This is a genomic window from Streptomyces sp. NPDC086023, assembly GCF_044540325.1.
GTDB lineage: Bacteria > Actinomycetota > Actinomycetes > Streptomycetales > Streptomycetaceae > Streptomyces.
In genome coordinates, this window is the sequence record NZ_JBITRX010000006.1 from 348,304 (window position 1) to 363,411 (window position 15,108).

18 protein-coding genes are annotated in these 15,108 nt (G+C 73.4%); 11 read left to right on the forward strand and 7 right to left on the reverse strand.

Annotated elements, in window-relative coordinates:
- Positions 1–3 precede the first annotated feature (3 nt).
- From ACIF6F_RS15325 to ACIF6F_RS15335, 3 genes are all read left to right on the forward strand, one after another.
- Positions 4–396 (forward strand): cytidine deaminase, encoded by a 393-nt coding sequence (locus ACIF6F_RS15325; RefSeq protein ID WP_399946547.1) that lies wholly within the window; start codon positions 4–6, stop codon positions 394–396.
- Positions 397–518: 122 nt separating this feature from the next.
- Positions 519–1,796, forward strand: coding sequence for a thymidine phosphorylase (locus ACIF6F_RS15330; protein WP_399946368.1), 1,278 nt, complete (start codon positions 519–521; stop codon positions 1,794–1,796).
- A gap of 112 nt (positions 1,797–1,908) precedes the next feature.
- Complete coding sequence (locus tag ACIF6F_RS15335) at positions 1,909–2,253, forward strand: STAS domain-containing protein (protein WP_399946371.1); 345 nt, start codon at positions 1,909–1,911, stop codon at positions 2,251–2,253.
- Here ACIF6F_RS15335 and ACIF6F_RS15340 read toward each other — a convergent pair.
- The 3 genes from ACIF6F_RS15340 to ACIF6F_RS15350 form a co-directional block, all read right to left on the reverse strand.
- Complete coding sequence (locus ACIF6F_RS15340) at positions 2,167–3,144, reverse strand: sigma-70 family RNA polymerase sigma factor (RefSeq protein ID WP_399946373.1); 978 nt, start codon at positions 3,142–3,144, stop codon at positions 2,167–2,169. The two genes, ACIF6F_RS15335 and ACIF6F_RS15340, sit on opposite strands and share 87 nt — an antisense overlap.
- Positions 3,145–3,217: 73 nt before the next feature.
- Positions 3,218–3,955, reverse strand: coding sequence for a L,D-transpeptidase family protein (locus tag ACIF6F_RS15345; RefSeq protein ID WP_399946376.1), 738 nt, complete (start codon positions 3,953–3,955; stop codon positions 3,218–3,220).
- A 100-nt stretch (positions 3,956–4,055) separates the two neighbouring features.
- Complete coding sequence (locus tag ACIF6F_RS15350) at positions 4,056–5,327, reverse strand: MFS transporter (RefSeq protein WP_399946378.1); 1,272 nt, start codon at positions 5,325–5,327, stop codon at positions 4,056–4,058.
- A gap of 134 nt (positions 5,328–5,461) precedes the next feature.
- On the opposite strand from ACIF6F_RS15350, the gene ACIF6F_RS15355 reads away from it, so the two are divergent.
- Positions 5,462–6,367 carry a LysR family transcriptional regulator gene (locus ACIF6F_RS15355; RefSeq protein ID WP_399946550.1) on the forward strand — a complete coding sequence of 302 codons (906 nt, stop codon included), beginning with the start codon at positions 5,462–5,464 and terminating at the stop codon, positions 6,365–6,367.
- A gap of 322 nt (positions 6,368–6,689) precedes the next feature.
- On the opposite strand, the gene ACIF6F_RS15360 is transcribed toward ACIF6F_RS15355, so the two are convergent.
- Entirely contained in the window at positions 6,690–7,817 is a 1,128-nt protein-coding gene (locus ACIF6F_RS15360) for a LuxR C-terminal-related transcriptional regulator (protein WP_399946380.1), read from the reverse strand.
- A 155-nt stretch (positions 7,818–7,972) separates the two neighbouring features.
- On the opposite strand from ACIF6F_RS15360, the gene ACIF6F_RS15365 reads away from it, so the two are divergent.
- The 4 genes from ACIF6F_RS15365 (at position 7,973) to ACIF6F_RS15380 (ending at position 10,577) form a co-directional block, all read left to right on the forward strand.
- Positions 7,973–8,662, forward strand: coding sequence for a hypothetical protein (locus ACIF6F_RS15365; RefSeq protein ID WP_399946382.1), 690 nt, complete (start codon positions 7,973–7,975; stop codon positions 8,660–8,662).
- The gene (locus tag ACIF6F_RS15370; RefSeq protein WP_399946385.1) at positions 8,659–9,834 is read left to right on the forward strand and encodes an RNA-guided endonuclease InsQ/TnpB family protein; all 1,176 of its coding nucleotides are present in this window, start codon (positions 8,659–8,661) and stop codon (positions 9,832–9,834) included. Before ACIF6F_RS15365 ends, ACIF6F_RS15370 begins: the two co-directional genes overlap by 4 nt.
- Before the next feature lie 96 nt (positions 9,835–9,930).
- Entirely contained in the window at positions 9,931–10,422 is a 492-nt protein-coding gene (locus ACIF6F_RS15375) for an acetyl-CoA carboxylase biotin carboxylase subunit family protein (RefSeq protein WP_399946387.1), read from the forward strand.
- Positions 10,419–10,577: a hypothetical protein gene (locus ACIF6F_RS15380; RefSeq protein ID WP_399946389.1), complete on the forward strand. Its 159-nt coding sequence runs from the start codon at positions 10,419–10,421 to the stop codon at positions 10,575–10,577. The genes ACIF6F_RS15375 and ACIF6F_RS15380 overlap by 4 nt, the downstream gene beginning before the upstream one ends.
- 99 nt (positions 10,578–10,676) lie before the next feature.
- Here the strand turns inward: ACIF6F_RS15380 and ACIF6F_RS15385 are convergent, their stop codons facing one another.
- Positions 10,677–11,378, reverse strand: coding sequence for an alpha/beta hydrolase (locus ACIF6F_RS15385; protein WP_399946391.1), 702 nt, complete (start codon positions 11,376–11,378; stop codon positions 10,677–10,679).
- 436 nt (positions 11,379–11,814) lie between these two features.
- Here ACIF6F_RS15385 and ACIF6F_RS15390 point away from each other — a divergent pair, with 436 nt between their 5' ends.
- From ACIF6F_RS15390 to ACIF6F_RS15400, 3 genes are all read left to right on the forward strand, one after another.
- Positions 11,815–12,963, forward strand: a complete 1,149-nt coding sequence (locus tag ACIF6F_RS15390) for an adenosine deaminase (protein WP_399946393.1) — start codon at positions 11,815–11,817, stop codon at positions 12,961–12,963.
- A 139-nt stretch (positions 12,964–13,102) separates the two neighbouring features.
- Entirely contained in the window at positions 13,103–13,372 is a 270-nt protein-coding gene (locus ACIF6F_RS15395; protein WP_399946394.1) for a hypothetical protein, read from the forward strand.
- Positions 13,373–13,498: 126 nt separating this feature from the next.
- The gene (locus ACIF6F_RS15400) at positions 13,499–14,224 is read left to right on the forward strand and encodes a hypothetical protein (RefSeq protein ID WP_399946398.1); all 726 of its coding nucleotides are present in this window, start codon (positions 13,499–13,501) and stop codon (positions 14,222–14,224) included.
- Positions 14,225–14,234: 10 nt separating this feature from the next.
- Here the strand turns inward: ACIF6F_RS15400 and ACIF6F_RS15405 are convergent, their stop codons facing one another.
- Complete coding sequence (locus ACIF6F_RS15405) at positions 14,235–14,438, reverse strand: PspC domain-containing protein (protein WP_399946401.1); 204 nt, start codon at positions 14,436–14,438, stop codon at positions 14,235–14,237.
- Positions 14,439–14,474: 36 nt separating this feature from the next.
- Positions 14,475–15,062, reverse strand: coding sequence for a VanZ family protein (locus ACIF6F_RS15410; RefSeq protein WP_399946404.1), 588 nt, complete (start codon positions 15,060–15,062; stop codon positions 14,475–14,477).
- Positions 15,063–15,108 lie beyond the last annotated feature (46 nt).

Below are 15,108 nucleotides of genomic sequence, written 5' to 3' on the forward strand. Positions count from 1 at the left end.
CCGGTGACCGGCACGGTCGACTGGGAGGCCCTGCGGGCCGCCGCCCGGGACGCGATGTCCCGGGCGTACGCCCCCTACTCGGGCTTCCCGGTCGGCGTGGCCGCCCTGGTGGACGACGGACGCACGATCACCGGCTGCAACGTGGAGAACGCCAGCTACGGCCTGGGCCTGTGCGCCGAGTGCGGGCTGGTCTCCACCCTCGCCGCCACGGGCGGCGGCCGGCTCACGCACTTCACCTGCGTGGACGGCCAGGGCAGCCTGCTCGTCCCGTGCGGCCGCTGCCGCCAGCTGCTGTTCGAGTTCGGCGGGCCCGAGCTCCTGGTCGACACCCCGGAGGGCATCCTGCCGCTCTCCGAGATGCTGCCGCAGGCCTTCGGCCCCGGCCATCTGAAGTAAGCACCCCCGACGGCCCTTTCGCCCCGAGCGCGGAAGGGCCGTCAGGTTTCCGAGTCTCTATGCGCGTAGAGTCGCGCATCAGTACGACGATGTACGAGTACCGCCGGAAAGGTAGTCATCCCATGGACGTCATCTCCGTCATCCGCACCAAGCGCGACCGCGGCGAGCTGAGCCCCGAGCAGATCGACTGGGTCATCGACGCGTACACGCGCGGCGTGGTGGCCGACGAGCAGATGTCCGCGCTCGCCATGGCGATCCTGCTCAACGGCATGAACCGCGGTGAGATCGCCCGCTGGACCGCCGCGATGATCGCCAGCGGCGAGCGCATGGACTTCTCCTCCCTCTCCCGCCCCACCGCGGACAAGCACTCCACCGGCGGCGTCGGCGACAAGATCACCCTGCCGCTCGCCCCGCTCGTCGCCGCCTGCGGCGCGGCCGTCCCGCAGCTCTCCGGCCGGGGCCTCGGCCACACCGGCGGCACCCTCGACAAGCTGGAGTCCATCCCCGGCTGGCGCGCGCTGCTCTCGAACGAGGAGATGCTGCACGTCCTGGACACCACGGGCGCCGTCATCTGTGCCGCGGGTGACGGTCTGGCCCCCGCCGACAAGAAGCTCTACGCCCTGCGCGACGTGACCGGCACCGTCGAGGCCATCCCGCTGATCGCCTCCTCGATCATGTCCAAGAAGATCGCCGAGGGCACCGGCTCCCTGGTCCTGGACGTGAAGGTCGGCTCCGGCGCCTTCATGAAGAACATCGAGGACGCCCGCGAGCTGGCCCGCACCATGGTCGGCCTCGGCACCGACTCGGGCGTCAAGACCGTCGCGCTGCTGACCGACATGTCGACCCCGCTCGGCCTGACCGCGGGCAACGCCCTGGAGGTCCGCGAGTCGGTCGAGGTCCTCGCCGGCGGCGGCCCGGCCGACGTCGTCGAGCTGACCGTGGCCCTGGCCAAGGAGATGCTGGACGCGGCCGGCATCAAGGACGCCGACCCGGCCGGGGCCCTGAAGGACGGCTCCGCCATGGACCACTGGCGCCGCATGATCTCCGCCCAGGGCGGCGACCCGGACGCGGCCCTGCCGGTGGCCCGGGAGCAGCACGTCGTGACCGCCTCGGCCTCGGGCGTGCTGACCCGCCTGGACGCGTACGCGGTGGGCGTCGGCGCCTGGCGCCTGGGCGCCGGCCGGGCGCGCAAGGAGGACCCCGTGCAGGCGGGCGCGGGCATCGAGCTGCACGCCAAGCCGGGCGACTCCGTGACGGCCGGCCAGCCGCTGATGACGCTCCACACGGACACCCCGGAGAAGTTCGAGTACGCCCTCTCCGCGCTGGAGGGCTCGTACGACGTCTCCCCGGCCGGCACCGCCTTCTCGGCGACGCCGATCGTCCTGGACCGCATCGCGTAGTCCTGCGCTTCCGGTCGCCGGCGGGGCCGGGACCCGCACCCGCGAGTCCCGGCCCCGCCGGCGTTCCGTGCCCCTGCCGATGAGTTCCGGCGGCGCCACCGGTCAATCCTGCGTGACGATCACGGAAGAGATGAGCCTCCCGGGCCCCGGGGTGCCCCCGGAGGCGGTACGGGCCCTGTGCCAGGACCTGGCGGCCCGGTACCGCCGCGGCGCGCACACCGTCGTGTGCGACCTCAGCGCCCTGACCCGCCCCGGCCTCCCCACCCTCGACGCCCTGGCCCGCCTGGCCCTCACCGCCCGTCGGCACGGCGGACGGCTCCGCCTGGCCGGCACCCCGCCCGCGCTGGCCGCCCTCCTGGAGCTGACCGGTCTACGGGAGACGCTCGGGGAGCCCGAAGAGCGGGAACCACCGCGCGGTGTCGAGGAAGGCGTTGAGCCCGGTGATCCGCCCGGCTGACACCTCCAGCACCTGCAGCGCCCACGGCTCGTGTCCGCTGCCCGACGCGCTCGGCCGGTACTGCCCGAAGGCCGGCATGCCGTTCGCCGTGGTCGGGACGAGCCGCGAGCCCTTACAGCCGATGCCCTGTTCCAGGTGCCAGGCGGCGATCTCCGCCGGGCCCTGGATCCACAGGTCGTACGGCGGCATCGACAGCACCGCGTCCTCGTGCAGCAGGGTGGTCAGCTTCGCGATGTCGTACGCCTCGAAGGCCGAGAGGTACCGGGCCAGCAGGTCCCGCTGCTCCTCGTCGAGCGGGTCGGCCGACTCGCTCTCCTTGATCTGCTGCGCGGACATGGTGGCCCGCGCCCGCTGGAGCGCGCTGTTCACCGAGGCCACCGAGGTCTCCAGCAGCTCCGCGACCTCGTCGGCCTTCCAGGCCAGCACCTCGCGCAGGATCAGCACGGCCCGCTGCCTGGCCGGCAGGTGCTGGAGCGCGGCCATGAAGGCCAGCCGCACCGACTCCTTGGCCAGGGCCGTCTCCGCCGGGTCCGCGGTCTGCGGCAGCACCCGCCCGTCCGGCACCGGCTCCAGCCAGGTCACCTCGGGCCGGCTGTTGAGCACCGCGGTGGCCTGGTGACCCTGGTCGGTGAGGTCCATCGGGCGGGCCCGCCTGTTCCCCGCGTTCAGCTGGTCCAGGCAGACGTTGGTCGCGATGCGGTAGAGCCAGGACCGCAGCGAGGAACGGCCCTCGAACCTGTCGTACGAGCGCCAGGCGCGCACGAAGGTGTCCTGGACCGCGTCCTCCGCGTCGAACGACGAGCCGAGCATGCGGTAGCAGTACCCGGTCAGTTCCCGCCGGTACTGCTCCATCGCGGCGTCGAGTTCAGGTCGTGTCGCCAGATCGCTCATGCCTGCCGTCCCCCAGGTAGGTCCTCTCCTCCGGAACCTACCCGAGGGCACTGACAGCGGCAGCCCGAAAGGCTCAGGTGCCCGGCTTCCGCCCGTACACGAACACGTCCTCGCCGTTCTTGAGCAGGTTCCAGTACGCCTTCGCGTCCGCGGGCCGCATGTTCACGCACCCGCCGGAGCCCGGCGGGTTCCACATGGACTTGTTCGTGGAGTGGAAGGCCTGCCCGCCGTCGAAGAACTGCGAGTACGGCATCCACACCTTGTAGATCGTCGACCAGTGGTTGATGTTGCGGTAGTAGATCTTCTTCAGACCGGTCCTGGTCTCGGTGCCGTCCTTGCCCGTCCGCACCGGCACCGGCCCGTACTTGAGCGTCCTGCCGTCCTGGATCCAGCTCAGCTGCCGGGTCAGGTCGACGCACGCGATGCGCCCGCGGTTCACCGGGCAGGTGCCCGCCTTGTTCGGGTTGTTGCCCGCCGCGCGCTGCGCGAGCATCGTGCTCATCGTGCGCCAGGTGAGCGGCCCGGCGTACCCCACGGTCGGGGTGATGCCGTGCTTCGCCTGGAAGGCCCTGATGGCCTCGCAGTCCCCGAGCGACTGCCGGCCGTCGACCGGCCGCCCCAGGAACTTCTCCACCTGCGACTGGTACGGGCCCGTGCTCAGGTTGCACGAGGCCGCCTGTGCCGGGGTGCCCCCGGCCACCACCGCGAGCGGCGCGGCGAGCGCGGCCACCGCGCCCGCCAGCCCGGCCCTGCGCCCCAGCCGTGTCCTCCGCCCCGTCCGCACCGTACGTATCGCCGCCAACGCCCCCATCGCGTCCTCCCGTCCCCGCACACCCTGATAGGTCTCGGGGGTTGGACGCGCGGGGGAGCGGGGGCAGTTGCGCGGCGAACGGCCGTAGATGTGCCCGTACTTACGCGGTACGCGGGCCCAGACGCTCCAGCCGGGCCACCCGGGACCCGTACAGCGTGATCGACACGACGCCCAGCACCGCGCCCAGCCCCAGCGCGACCGTCGCCCCCCATCCGGCGGCGTGGTAGGCCACCGCGCCGAGCGTGCCGCCCGCGCTGGACCCGAGGTAGTACGCCGACTGGTACAGCGCCGAAGCCTGCGCGCGCCCGGTCTTCGCCGCCCGGCTCACCGACGAGGACGCCACCGCGTGCCCGGCGAAGAACCCGGCGGTGATCAGCACCAGCCCCACCAGGATGGCGGCCAGCGCGTCCGAGAGGGACAGCAGCAGGCCCGCGGTGGTGGTCGACACCGCCAGGTACAGCGCGCCGCGCCGGCCCATCCTGGCCACGAGCTGCCCGGCCGCCGCCGAGGACGCCGTACCGACCAGGTAGACCAGGAAGACCGAGCCCACCACGCCCTGCGGCAGCGAGAACCCGTCCACCAGCCGGTAGCCGATCACCGTGTAGACCGCGCCGAACACGGTCATGAACAGCGCGCCGATCCCGTACAGCCGCAGCAGCAGCGGGTCCCGCAGGTGACCGGCGACGGTACGGCCCACCGCGCGCGGGTCGAGGGAGGCGGGCGAGAAGAACCGCGCCCGGGGCAGCAGCAGCCGGAAGGCCACCGCGCACGCCAGCGCCAGCACGCCGACCGCGGCCAGCCCGGCCCGCCAGCCCCACAGCTGCGCCGCCCAGCCGGTCACCAGGCGGCCGCTCATCCCGCCGATGGAGTTGCCCGCGACGAACAGGCCGATCGCGCCGACCAGGGCCCTGGGCCTGACCTCCTCCGCCAGGTACGCCATCGCGCTGGCCGGCAGCCCCGCGAGCGCGGCGCCCTGCACGGCCCGCAGCGCCACCAGCCACTCCAGGTTCGGCGCGAACGGCACGAGCAGCCCCACGCCGACGGCCACCGCGAGGGAGGCGGTCATCATCCGGGTCCGGCCGAACCGCTCCGACAGGGCGCTCAGCGGCAGGACGAACAGCGCGAGCGCGCCGGTCGCGGCGGACACCGTCCAGCTGGCCTGACCGGCCGTCACCCCGAAGGACGCGGAGACGGCGGGCAGCAGCGCCTGCGTGGAGTAGAGGAGCGCGAAGGCGGCGAGACCGGCTGCGAAGAGCGCGAAGCTCATCCGGCGGTAGCCGGGGGCGCCGGGGTCGAGGGGGGCGGGCGAGCCGGGGGACGACGGGGTGGAGGCACCCAGGGTGGAGGGTGCCCCGGTATGAGCGGGAGGCATGCCCCAAAACTAGGCCCGCCCATTTCATGCGTCCAATGCGTGAATTCGGGATAATCGATGCACTGACGTATGAGCTGAGGTCACAGGGGCGGGTGTCGATGAGTCGTTACGAAGAAGACATCGCGGTGACACAGATGCTGGCCCCCCGCCTCGCCTGGTTCGAGGCCGTCGCCCGCCACGAGCACGTGACCCGGGCCGCCCACGAACTGGGCGTCCCCCAGCCGACCTTGTCCCGCGCGATGGTGCGTCTGGAGGCCGACCTCGGGGTGGCCCTCTTCGCCCGCAAGGGCCGCAGCGTCTCCCTCACCCCGGCCGGGCGGGCCTTCCTCGCCGGCACGGAGAAGGCCCTGGCCGAGGTCGGCCGGGCCGCCGACTCCGTACGGGCGGACGCCGACCCGTCCACCGGCAAGGTCGCCTTCGGCTTCCTGCACACCATGGGCTCGGAGACGGTACCCGCCCTGCTCCGGGCCTTCCGGGTGGACCACCCCGGGGTGCGGTTCTCCCTCGTGCAGAACTACGGGGAGGCGATGATCGAACGCCTCAGGGCCGCCGAACTGGACCTGTGCCTGACCTCCCCGGTGCCGGAGGCCCCCGACCTGGTGGCCCGGCGGCTGGACGAGCAGCGGCTGCGGCTGGTCGTCCCGGACGACCACCGCCTGGCCGGGCGCAAGCGGATCCGCCTCGCGGAGGCCGCGGAGGAGACCTTCGTGACCCTCGAACCGGGGTACGGCCTGCGCCGGATCACCGACGACCTGTGCGCCGAGGCCGGCTTCAAGCCGCGGGTGGCGTTCGAGGGCGAGGAGGCCGAGACGCTGCGCGGGCTGGTGGCGGCCGGACTGGGCGTCGCCCTCCTGCCGCCGCCCGCGGTGCCGCGGCCGGGGGTGGTCGAGCTGACCGTCACGGCTCCCCGGGCCGCCCGCGAGATCGGGGTGGCCTGGCTCGACGGCCACCCCGACACCCCGCCGGTGGCCGCCTTCAAACGCTTCCTCCTCTCCCGCCGGGGCTCCCTCCTCAGGGACGTCCAGCTCCCCCACCCCTGACGGCCGCCCCGCCGCCGAAACTGCCCCGGCCCCACCCTGCTCCCTTCTCCCGGGGCTCAGCCCCGGACTCCCGGCTACCGCTGGGGTGACCCCGCGCCTCGAACGCCGGAGAGGCTGCAAGCAGCCCCGGGGGCATATCCAGCCCCTCCGGCGTTTGAGGAGCGGGGGTGCGGGGGCGGAGCCCCCGAAGGGTCAGGGGCGGAGCCCCTGGGAACGGAGGAAGGGCGGGCTGGGGAGAAGGCCATCACCCAGCGCTGGCTGGGGGAGGCAACCCCCCGCACCCGGCACGGGACCGGCACCCGGCACGGGACCGGCAGTGCGCCTACTCCGCCCCCGGCACGGGACCGGGGGACGACCCGGCACGGATCAGGTAGCCCGCCTGGAAGCGGCTCTTCGCCCCCACAGCCCGCATGATCTCCGCGATGTGCCGCTGGCACGTCCGCTCCGACATCCCCAGCCGCCGCGCGATCGCCTTGTCCTCCAGCCCCTCCGACAGCAGCCGCACGATCGTCCCCCGAAGCTCGTCCGAGATCGAGCGGGCCAGATCGGGCCCCACCGTCGTGGGGAACGGCTCCGCCCCCAGCCAGGACCGCTCGAAGGCGCCGGTCATGAAGTGGACGACGTTCGGCTCCCGCACCACCAGCGCCGCGCCCCGCGTGTCCCGCACCGCCATCAGCCCGGTGTGCCGGTCGAAGATGATCATCCGCATCAGTCCGTCGCCCAGGGTGCGGACCTGCGCCCCCAGCGCCGTCACCCGCTCCACGTACGCCGCCGTGGGCCGCGAGTAGCGCGCCGTGTGCTGGTAGATCGTCCGCATCCGCACACCCCGGGCCAGCATCGACTCGTCCCGCCCGATGGCCTCCTCCAGCGCGTCCACCGGCCGGCCGCCGCCCGGCTGCGAGGTGAGCAGCTCGTGCTCGCAGGACTCCGCCAGCTCCGCGATGATCCCCCGGACCGTGCCCAGGTCGGTCACCAGCTCCAGCGGCCCCGCCCGGCCCGCGTCCCGCTGCGCCGCGCCCGCCTCGTACGCCGGCACCAGCGCCTCCAGCGCCGCGCTCAGCCGGTCCATCTCGCCCTGCGTCTCCCGCACCCGCCGCGCCAGCGGGGCCAGCGCCCGGGCCGCGGCCGCCCGCGGCGCCACGGCGCTCCAGCGGTCACCGCCGCCCGGCGCGCGCTGGAGCAGGTGCCCGGCGGTCAGCTCGGCCAGCGCCCCGTCCGCGTCCGCGCCGAAGGCGCACACGGCCTCCTGGGTGGCGAAGGAGTGCCGGTCGACGGCCCAGGCGTACAGGCGCCGGGCCTCCGGGCTCAGCAGCGGCTCCGCCGCGTCCTCCGGCGGCGGCGGACCGGCGGGCGGCTCGGCGGGTGGCTCGGCGGACGGCTCGGCAGGGGACCCGGCGGAGCGCTCGGCGTGGGTCCCGGCAGGGGCCCCGGCGGGCAGGTCGGCTGGCATATGCGTATTGGTCCCGGTATCGGATGCTTTGTAAACCCCTCGTGTTCCCGTCAGACGCGAACCTGACGCCTGGATCCGACACGACGGCATATGACACCGGGGCAGAGTGGTCGCACGGCGTGAGGGGGGAGCGCGGTATGCGACGAGGACGGCCCGTGGCGGTTCTGCTCAGCCCGCGCCCCGCCGTGCTGGCGGCGGCCCGCCGGGCCGGCGCACAGCCCGTGGTGGTCGCGCCCGACCTGTCCGTGCCATCCGACCGCGAGGGGGCGGAGCGGCGGGTACGGACGGACTGGCGCGACCACCCCCGGCTGGTCGGCGCGCTCGGCGGCCTCGCGGAGGTGCGCGCCGGGCGCGCCGCGGTCTTCGGCTTCGGTGCCGCCAGCGCGCTCGCCGCGGCCCGGGCCAACGAGGAACTGGGCCTGCCGGGCACACCCTCCTCGGCCGTCACCGCCCTGATGGACAAGGCCTCGCTGCGGGCCCGGGTCAACGGCCTGGGCGGCCGGCCGGTCTCCTTCGCCCGCTGCGGGCGCGCCGACCTGCTGCCCTTCATCGCGAACCTCATCGGCTACCCCTGCGTGGTCAAGCCCCGGGCGGGCGCCGACGGCGAGGGAGTGCGCCGGATCCTCGACCCGGCGGACGCGGTGGCCGCCGCGCCGGGCCACCCCGCGATCACCCTGATTTCTCCCGGGATGCCCCGGCCTCCAGGCTGGGTGGGGGTACCTCCCGCTTGCGGGGGAGTACGGGTCCTTGGACCGGAGGCGCGGAGCGCCGGAGTTCTCTTCGCATCTGCTCTGACCTGCACTCTCTTTCGTTGTCAGTGGCGGGTGTTAGCTTGCGGACCATGACGATGGCAGCGATAGCCGAGACGGTGGCCGGGCACGCCCGGTACACCTACCGGCTGCGCCTGTCATCCACCGCCCGTACCGCTCTGGAAACGGAGTGGGGGCGGTGCAGGTGGGTGTGGAACGAGTGCGTGGCGATGTCCCGCAAGATCCACCGGCTCAACAAGGACGCCGAGACGAAGAAGACGTGCGGCCCGGCGCAGCTCGACGAGATGCTGACCGAGGCCCGCCGGTCGATGGCGTGGCTGCGGGAAGGCGCGTCCGTGCCCCAGCAGCAGATCATCCGGGACTTCGCGAAGTCCCGTGCGAAGGCATTGAAGGACATCAAGGCCGGGTTGCCGATGCGGCAGCGGGCCGGGATGCCCCGTATCAAGCGTAAGCGGGACGCGCTGCCGTCGCTGAATTACACGACCCGTGGCTTCCGCCTCCAGGACGGCCGCCTGCACCTGGCCGGTGGGATCGCCTTGACGGTGGTGTGGTCGCGGGACCTGCCCAAGCCTCCGTCCTCGGTGCGGGTGTACCGGGACAGCCTCGGGCATTGGTACGCCTCGTTCGTCGTCGCCACCGTGACCGAAGCGCTGCCGGAGACCGGAGCGGCGGTCGGCATCGACTGGGGCGTGACCGAGACGGCCACCACTACCTCCGACGCCCACGACCTTCCGCACGCCGAGTACGGCAAGACGGCCGCCGCGAAACTCGCGCACTACCAGCGGATGATGGCCCGGCGCCGCACCCCGAAGAACAAGCCCGACACCAAGGGATACAAAAAGGCCCGACGGGCAGCCGCGAAGGTGTCCAAGAAGATCGCCCGGCAGCGGCAGGACACCGGTCGCAAGTGGGCCAAGCGGCTCGTCCGGGACTTCGACCACCTCGCCGTGGAGGACTTCCGCCCGAAGTTCCTCGCGAAGACCACCATGGCCCGCAAGGCGGCCGACGCCGCGATCGGCGCCACCAAGACCGCACTGGTCGAGATGGCCCGCAAGCACGGCAAGGCCGTGCACCTGGTCAACCCCGCGCACACCACCATGGACTGCGCGCACTGCGGAGCGAGAGCCAAGCACCGCCTCCCGCTTGCCGAGAGAACGTACACGTGCACCGCGTGCGGAGCGATGTCCCCCAGGGACAAGAACTCCGCCCGCGTGATGCTCGTCCGGGCTGGTCTCGTACCCGGCTAGTGCTGATCTTGTAAGACCTGCACTCCCGCCGGGGGTCAGGCGAAGTGAGCTGGGAATCCCCCTCCTTCAGGAGGGGGAGGGGTCAAGGACCTGCTGGTGGAGGAGTTCCTGGAGGGGCCCGAACTGACCGTCGAGGCGTTCTCGCGCGGCGGCCGGCACCGGATACTCGGCTGGGCGCGCCGGCTGCCCGCGGGCGACGACCGCCTCGCCGCCACCGGGCACGAACTCCCGTACTCCCTCGCCCCGTCGGTCCGCGCCGCGGTCCACCGGCTGGTGGCCGCCGTACTGGACCTGACCGGGCACCGCGACGGCCCCTCGCACACCGAGCTGATCATCACCGAGCACGGGCCCCGTCTGGTGGAGACCCACGCCCGGCCCGGGGACGAGGAGCTGGCCGCCCTGTTCCGCCTCGCCCACGGCACCGACCCGCTGGCCCTGGCCCTGGCCGCCGGCCTCGGGCTGCCCGAGCCGGTACGCCGCCCCGGAGCCCCGCACGTGGGCCTGCGCTACCTGGACTTCCCGCCGGGGCACCGGACCTCGCAGCGGGAGCTGGCCCGGCCCGCGCGGTGCCGGGGGTGGTCCGGGTGACCCTCCGGGTCCCGGTCGGGGCGACGGTACGCCGGCCACCCTCGGGCTCCTTCCACCACGCGTACGTGCTGGCCGCGGCCGCCACCGCCCCGGCCCTGGCCGCCACGCTCGCCCGCGCCTCGGCCCTGCTGCACCCGGTCGCGAGCCGGCGCTAGGGCCTGCCCGGAGCCGCGGCCGAAGGAACCGCGGTGGGGGCACGTGCGCCCGCCCGGGCCCCACCCGCGTGCCCCCACCCGCGCCGCGGCCGCCCCCGCCTACCCCCGCAGCGAGCGGCCGAAGCCCGAGGCCAGCGGCATCCGCAGGCCCAGCGGCGGCGGGGCGGCCAGCGCGTCGGTCACCGGGCGCGAGTACCGGCGGGCGAGCACCGCGCCCAGGACGAAGTCCACGGCCAGCGCCACCACTTCGGCCCGGTGCTCGCGCAGTCCGTGTCCGTCGGAGTGCACCTCGAAGCGGGCCGTGCTGCGGTTCGCCTTCTTCGCGCGGGAGGCCAGCCGGAACGACAACTCCGGGTCCGTGCGGGCGTCGTCGGTGCCGTGCACGATCAACACCTGCCGCCCGGAAAGGTGTTTCACCGGTTCAGGGGAGGGCCCCGCCTCGCCCTCCGGTACGCAAGGCGCAAGCGCCAGAGCCGAGTTGACGGCCCCGTGTCCGGCCGCGCGCAGTGCCGCCAGTCCGCCCGCCCCGAAGCCGGCCAGGCATATCGGCACGTCGCCGTAGCGCCGTACCGCCTCGTCCGCGCCCCACTCCGCGTCGCGGGCCAGGTCCCCGCGCCGGTCCGCGTACCGCACGACGTGGGTGACCAGGCCCTCGGCCGCCCCGGCCCGCGCCAGCTCCCGGGCCAGAGACCGGACGGGACCGGGCACCAAGGGGGAGGCGCCCGGCAGCAGGAGCACCACACCGCTGACCGCCCGTGCCGTGCCGTTCGCCCGTCCGAGACGGGTCGCATGCCGATCCATCAGACCTTCTTTCGAGGGGATCACCGGCCTCGGTCGGTGAGGGGAGTCGAGTCCGTGACCCGGAGCGTGCAGCGCCGGAGGTCACCGCGTCGCCGGTGTCGCCGGGCACGGCGCCGCCCGGGCGGTGACCGGCAGGCACGGGGAGGGCAGCGATCTTGCCGTGCGTACGTGTTCCTCCTCCGCCCCGCCGCCCGGCAGGCGCACGCCCTGACGGAGATGCTCGCCGATCAGTGCTCGCACCACAACGGAGCGGAAGGCGGGCATCGAGTCCGCCTGGCCGGCGGTCCAGGAAGCCCGCCGCTTCGGCGGTGGGTGGAGTCACGGCCGAACAGTCTCGGACCGGGAGGTGTACGCCACCCGTCCGCACGGTCACTGTTACGTATCGACCGACACTGCTGCCCCAGCGCTCTACGCGCGTAGGCGTTACAGTGCGGAGATGACGAGCGAGACCCCCAACCTGCCCACGCCGGATCAGATCCGCCGCTCCCCGAAGGTGCTGCTGCACGACCACCTGGACGGCGGGCTGCGCCCCGGGACGATCATCGAGCTGGCCGCCGAGGCGGGCTACGAGAACCTCCCCGAGACCGACGCCGACAAGCTCGGCATCTGGTTCCGCGAAGCCGCCGACTCCGGCTCCCTGCCGCGCTACCTGGAGACGTTCGCGCACACGTGCGCCGTCATGCAGACCCGGGACGCGCTCTTCCGTGTCGCCGCCGAGTGCGCCGAGGACCTGGCCGAGGACGGCGTGGTCTACGCCGAGATCCGCTACGCGCCCGAGCAGCACCTGGAGGGCGGTCTGACCCTCGAAGAGGTCGTCGAGGCCGTCAACGAGGGCTTCCGCGAGGGCGAGCGCCGCGCCAAGGCCAACGGCCACCGCATCCGCGTCGGCGCCCTGCTGACCGCGATGCGCCACGCGGCCCGCGCCCTGGAGATCGCCGAACTGGCCAACCGCTACCGGGACAACGGCGTCGTCGGCTTCGACATCGCCGGTGCGGAGGCGGGCTTCCCGCCCACCCGCCACCTCGACGCGTTCGAGTACCTCAAGCGCGAGAACAACCACTTCACGATCCACGCGGGCGAGGCATTCGGCCTGCCGTCGATCTGGCAGGCGCTCCAGTGGTGCGGCGCCGACCGGCTCGGCCACGGCGTGAAGATCATCGACGACATCGAGGTCGCCGCCGACGGCAGCGTGACGCTGGGCCGCCTGGCCTCGTACGTGCGCGACAAGCGCATCCCCCTGGAGATGTGCCCCACCTCGAACCTGCAGACCGGTGCGGCCGCCTCGTACGCCGAGCACCCGATCGGCCTGCTGCGCCGGCTGCACTTCCGGCTGACGGTCAACACCGACAACCGACTGATGAGCGGCACCAGCATGAGCCGCGAGTTCGAGCACCTGGTCGACACGTTCGGCTATTCGCTCGACGACATGCAGTGGTTCACCGTCAATGCCATGAAGTCCGCGTTCATTCCTTTCGATGAACGACTTGCGATGATCAACGACGTGATCAAGCCCGGCTACGCCGAGCTCAAGTCGGAGTGGCTCTTCCGCCAGACCGCCTCCACCAGCGGTTCTGTCTCCGCCTAGCGGCCGGACGGCTGACGCGGGGAAGCGCCCGGGATCCAATTCCCGGGCGCTTCCTCGTATTTAAGGATGTTTGCGGGACGTGGTTTGGCATGGCTAGTTTGCGGAGCCGCTCAATTCCCCGTCGCAAGGACTGGATTTCATGAAGCAGTCAGCTGCCAAGACCCTCGGTGTCGCCGTCCTCGGCGCCGCCTTCGCCGCGGCCGCCGCCGGCACCGCCTCCGCGACCCCCGCCGTGGGCGTCGCCGACGCGCTCGGCACCGTCGCGGGTGTCGCCGGTCCGCTCCAGAACACCCTGAACCACACCCAGGACGCCGAGGGCGGTCAGGTGTCCCAGAGCGACGCCTCCGACCCGGTCGCCGGCCTCACCGGCCTGCTCGGCGGCGTGCCGCTCGGCGGCCCCCTCGGCTGACGTTGCCGCGCTCGAACGCGGGCACCCTGGGGCGCACACCCTTTCGACCGGGTGTGTGCCCCACCGTGCACTGTGCCACCATCGCCCCCAACTTCCGCTCTACATCCGGATGATGAGGTCACCATCATGCGCGTGAAGGCCAGGGGCGCGGCGGCGCTCCTCACCGTCCCTGCCCTGCTGCTCGCCGCGGGATGCGGCGGCGGTACGGAGAACCGTCCCGAGGGCAAGAGCTCCGGAAGCCCCGGCGCGAGCGCCGCCGCCGGCGCCGCGACCCCGGCCCGCACCCCGCTGGAACGGGCCGCGCTGGTCCAGGGCGACCTGGCCGGATACCAGATCTCGGCACAGGCCAAGAACCCCTCGGCACCGGACGGCCAGCCGCAGGCCGACAAGAAGGCCTGCCAGCCGCTGGCGGACGTCATGGGCGACAAGCCCGACCCGGCCGCGGGCGAGACCGTGAACCGTGGCATCGGCTCGCAGAAGCAGGTCGGCCTCGCGGTCTCGGCCTCCCTCAGCAGCTATGCCGAGGCCGACGCGAAGCGTCTGGTCGACCGGCTGCGCGAGGCCGTGGCGGCCTGCGGCGGAGGGTTCTCCGCCACGGTCGAGAAGCAGACCGGCACCTACACCGAGGTGCGGGCCGCCGACTACCGGGTGGGCGGCGACGAGAGCATCAGCTGGACCACCACCGCGGCCGCCGAGGGCGTCTCCGCGCCGGTGCACCTGGTCGTCGTACGCAAGGGCTCCACCGTCGTCCGGATGATGGCGCTCAACGTGGCCGCCGCGGGCAAGAAGGCCGAGGTCCCCCACGAGGTGGCGGACAAGCAGCTGGAGAAGCTGGCCCACACCGCCCACTGAGCGGCGCGTCCTACCAGGCGGTCTTCGGGCTCTTCTCCGAGGGCAGCAGCGCCCACAGCGCCAGGTACAGCAGGAACTGCGGACCCGGCAGCAGGCACGACACCAGGAAGATCACCCGCATCGTGGTCGCCGAGGTGCCGAAGCGTCGCGCCAGCGCGGCGCAGACGCCGCCGATCATTCGTCCCTCGGACGGGCGGATAAGAGGCGCGCTCATGGTCACTCCTTGTGTCGGCTCGCTTTCTGCGATGCCTCAATACTCCCGCGGCACCGCGGACAGCACCTCGCTCCACGGGGCGATCCCGACCCTGGAAATCCTCGGGGTCGACCCCTGAGGTCCGGGCCCGGCGGGCGGCTCGGCGGCCCGCGCCGCCGCCCGCGCACGCCGCAGCCGGGCCCGTAGCACCGGTACGACGGCCAGGTGCGCCAGCGCCACTCCGGCGGTGTTCAGCAGCAGCGAGTCCACGTCCACCACCTGCCCCGGCACCCCGGTCTGCAGCAGCTCGATCGCGGCCGAGACGAGCGCCCCGGCGGCGGTGGTACGGACGAACGAGGCCAGCGGCGAGACGGCCAGCCGCCCGCCGGCCAGCGGGAGCAGGACACCGAGCGGCGCCAGCAGGACGAGCCCCTCGCCGATCCTGCGCGCCGCCTCCACGGGCCCGTACGCGAGGTCCGCCCGGATCCCCTCCAGCGGGCTCAGGTTCGCGGCCGCCGCCCACGGCACGTCGAGCGGGCGCAGCGTCACCCAGCCGACCAGCGCGAGGTGCGCGAGGAGCAGCACGCAGCTCAGGGCGCGGAGTCGTATGGCGGCACTGCCGCCCAGCTCATGACGGTGTTGCACGCCTTGAGGGACGCCGGGTCCGCCCGGCGCGGTTCCGGGTGGTTGC

Excerpts from the sequence above, each read along its gene's own strand:
- ACIF6F_RS15340 (WP_399946373.1), bottom strand. The coding sequence starts at position 3,144 with ATGAGCGATCTGGCGACACGACCTGAACTCGACGCCGCGATGGAGCAG.
- ACIF6F_RS15405 (WP_399946401.1), bottom strand. The coding sequence starts at position 14,438 with ATGAGCGCGCCTCTTATCCGCCCGTCCGAGGGACGAATGATCGGCGGC.
- ACIF6F_RS15355 (WP_399946550.1), top strand. The coding sequence starts at position 5,462 with ATGCTGGCCCCCCGCCTCGCCTGGTTCGAGGCCGTCGCCCGCCACGAG.
- ACIF6F_RS15345 (WP_399946376.1), bottom strand. The coding sequence starts at position 3,955 with ATGGGGGCGTTGGCGGCGATACGTACGGTGCGGACGGGGCGGAGGACA.
- ACIF6F_RS15370 (WP_399946385.1), top strand. The coding sequence starts at position 8,659 with ATGACGATGGCAGCGATAGCCGAGACGGTGGCCGGGCACGCCCGGTAC.
- ACIF6F_RS15395 (WP_399946394.1), top strand. The coding sequence starts at position 13,103 with ATGAAGCAGTCAGCTGCCAAGACCCTCGGTGTCGCCGTCCTCGGCGCC.
- ACIF6F_RS15385 (WP_399946391.1), bottom strand. The coding sequence starts at position 11,378 with ATGGATCGGCATGCGACCCGTCTCGGACGGGCGAACGGCACGGCACGG.
- ACIF6F_RS15400 (WP_399946398.1), top strand. The coding sequence starts at position 13,499 with ATGCGCGTGAAGGCCAGGGGCGCGGCGGCGCTCCTCACCGTCCCTGCC.
- ACIF6F_RS15330 (WP_399946368.1), top strand. The coding sequence starts at position 519 with ATGGACGTCATCTCCGTCATCCGCACCAAGCGCGACCGCGGCGAGCTG.
- ACIF6F_RS15350 (WP_399946378.1), bottom strand. The coding sequence starts at position 5,327 with ATGCCTCCCGCTCATACCGGGGCACCCTCCACCCTGGGTGCCTCCACC.
- ACIF6F_RS15360 (WP_399946380.1), bottom strand. The coding sequence starts at position 7,817 with ATGCCAGCCGACCTGCCCGCCGGGGCCCCTGCCGGGACCCACGCCGAG.
- ACIF6F_RS15390 (WP_399946393.1), top strand. The coding sequence starts at position 11,815 with ATGACGAGCGAGACCCCCAACCTGCCCACGCCGGATCAGATCCGCCGC.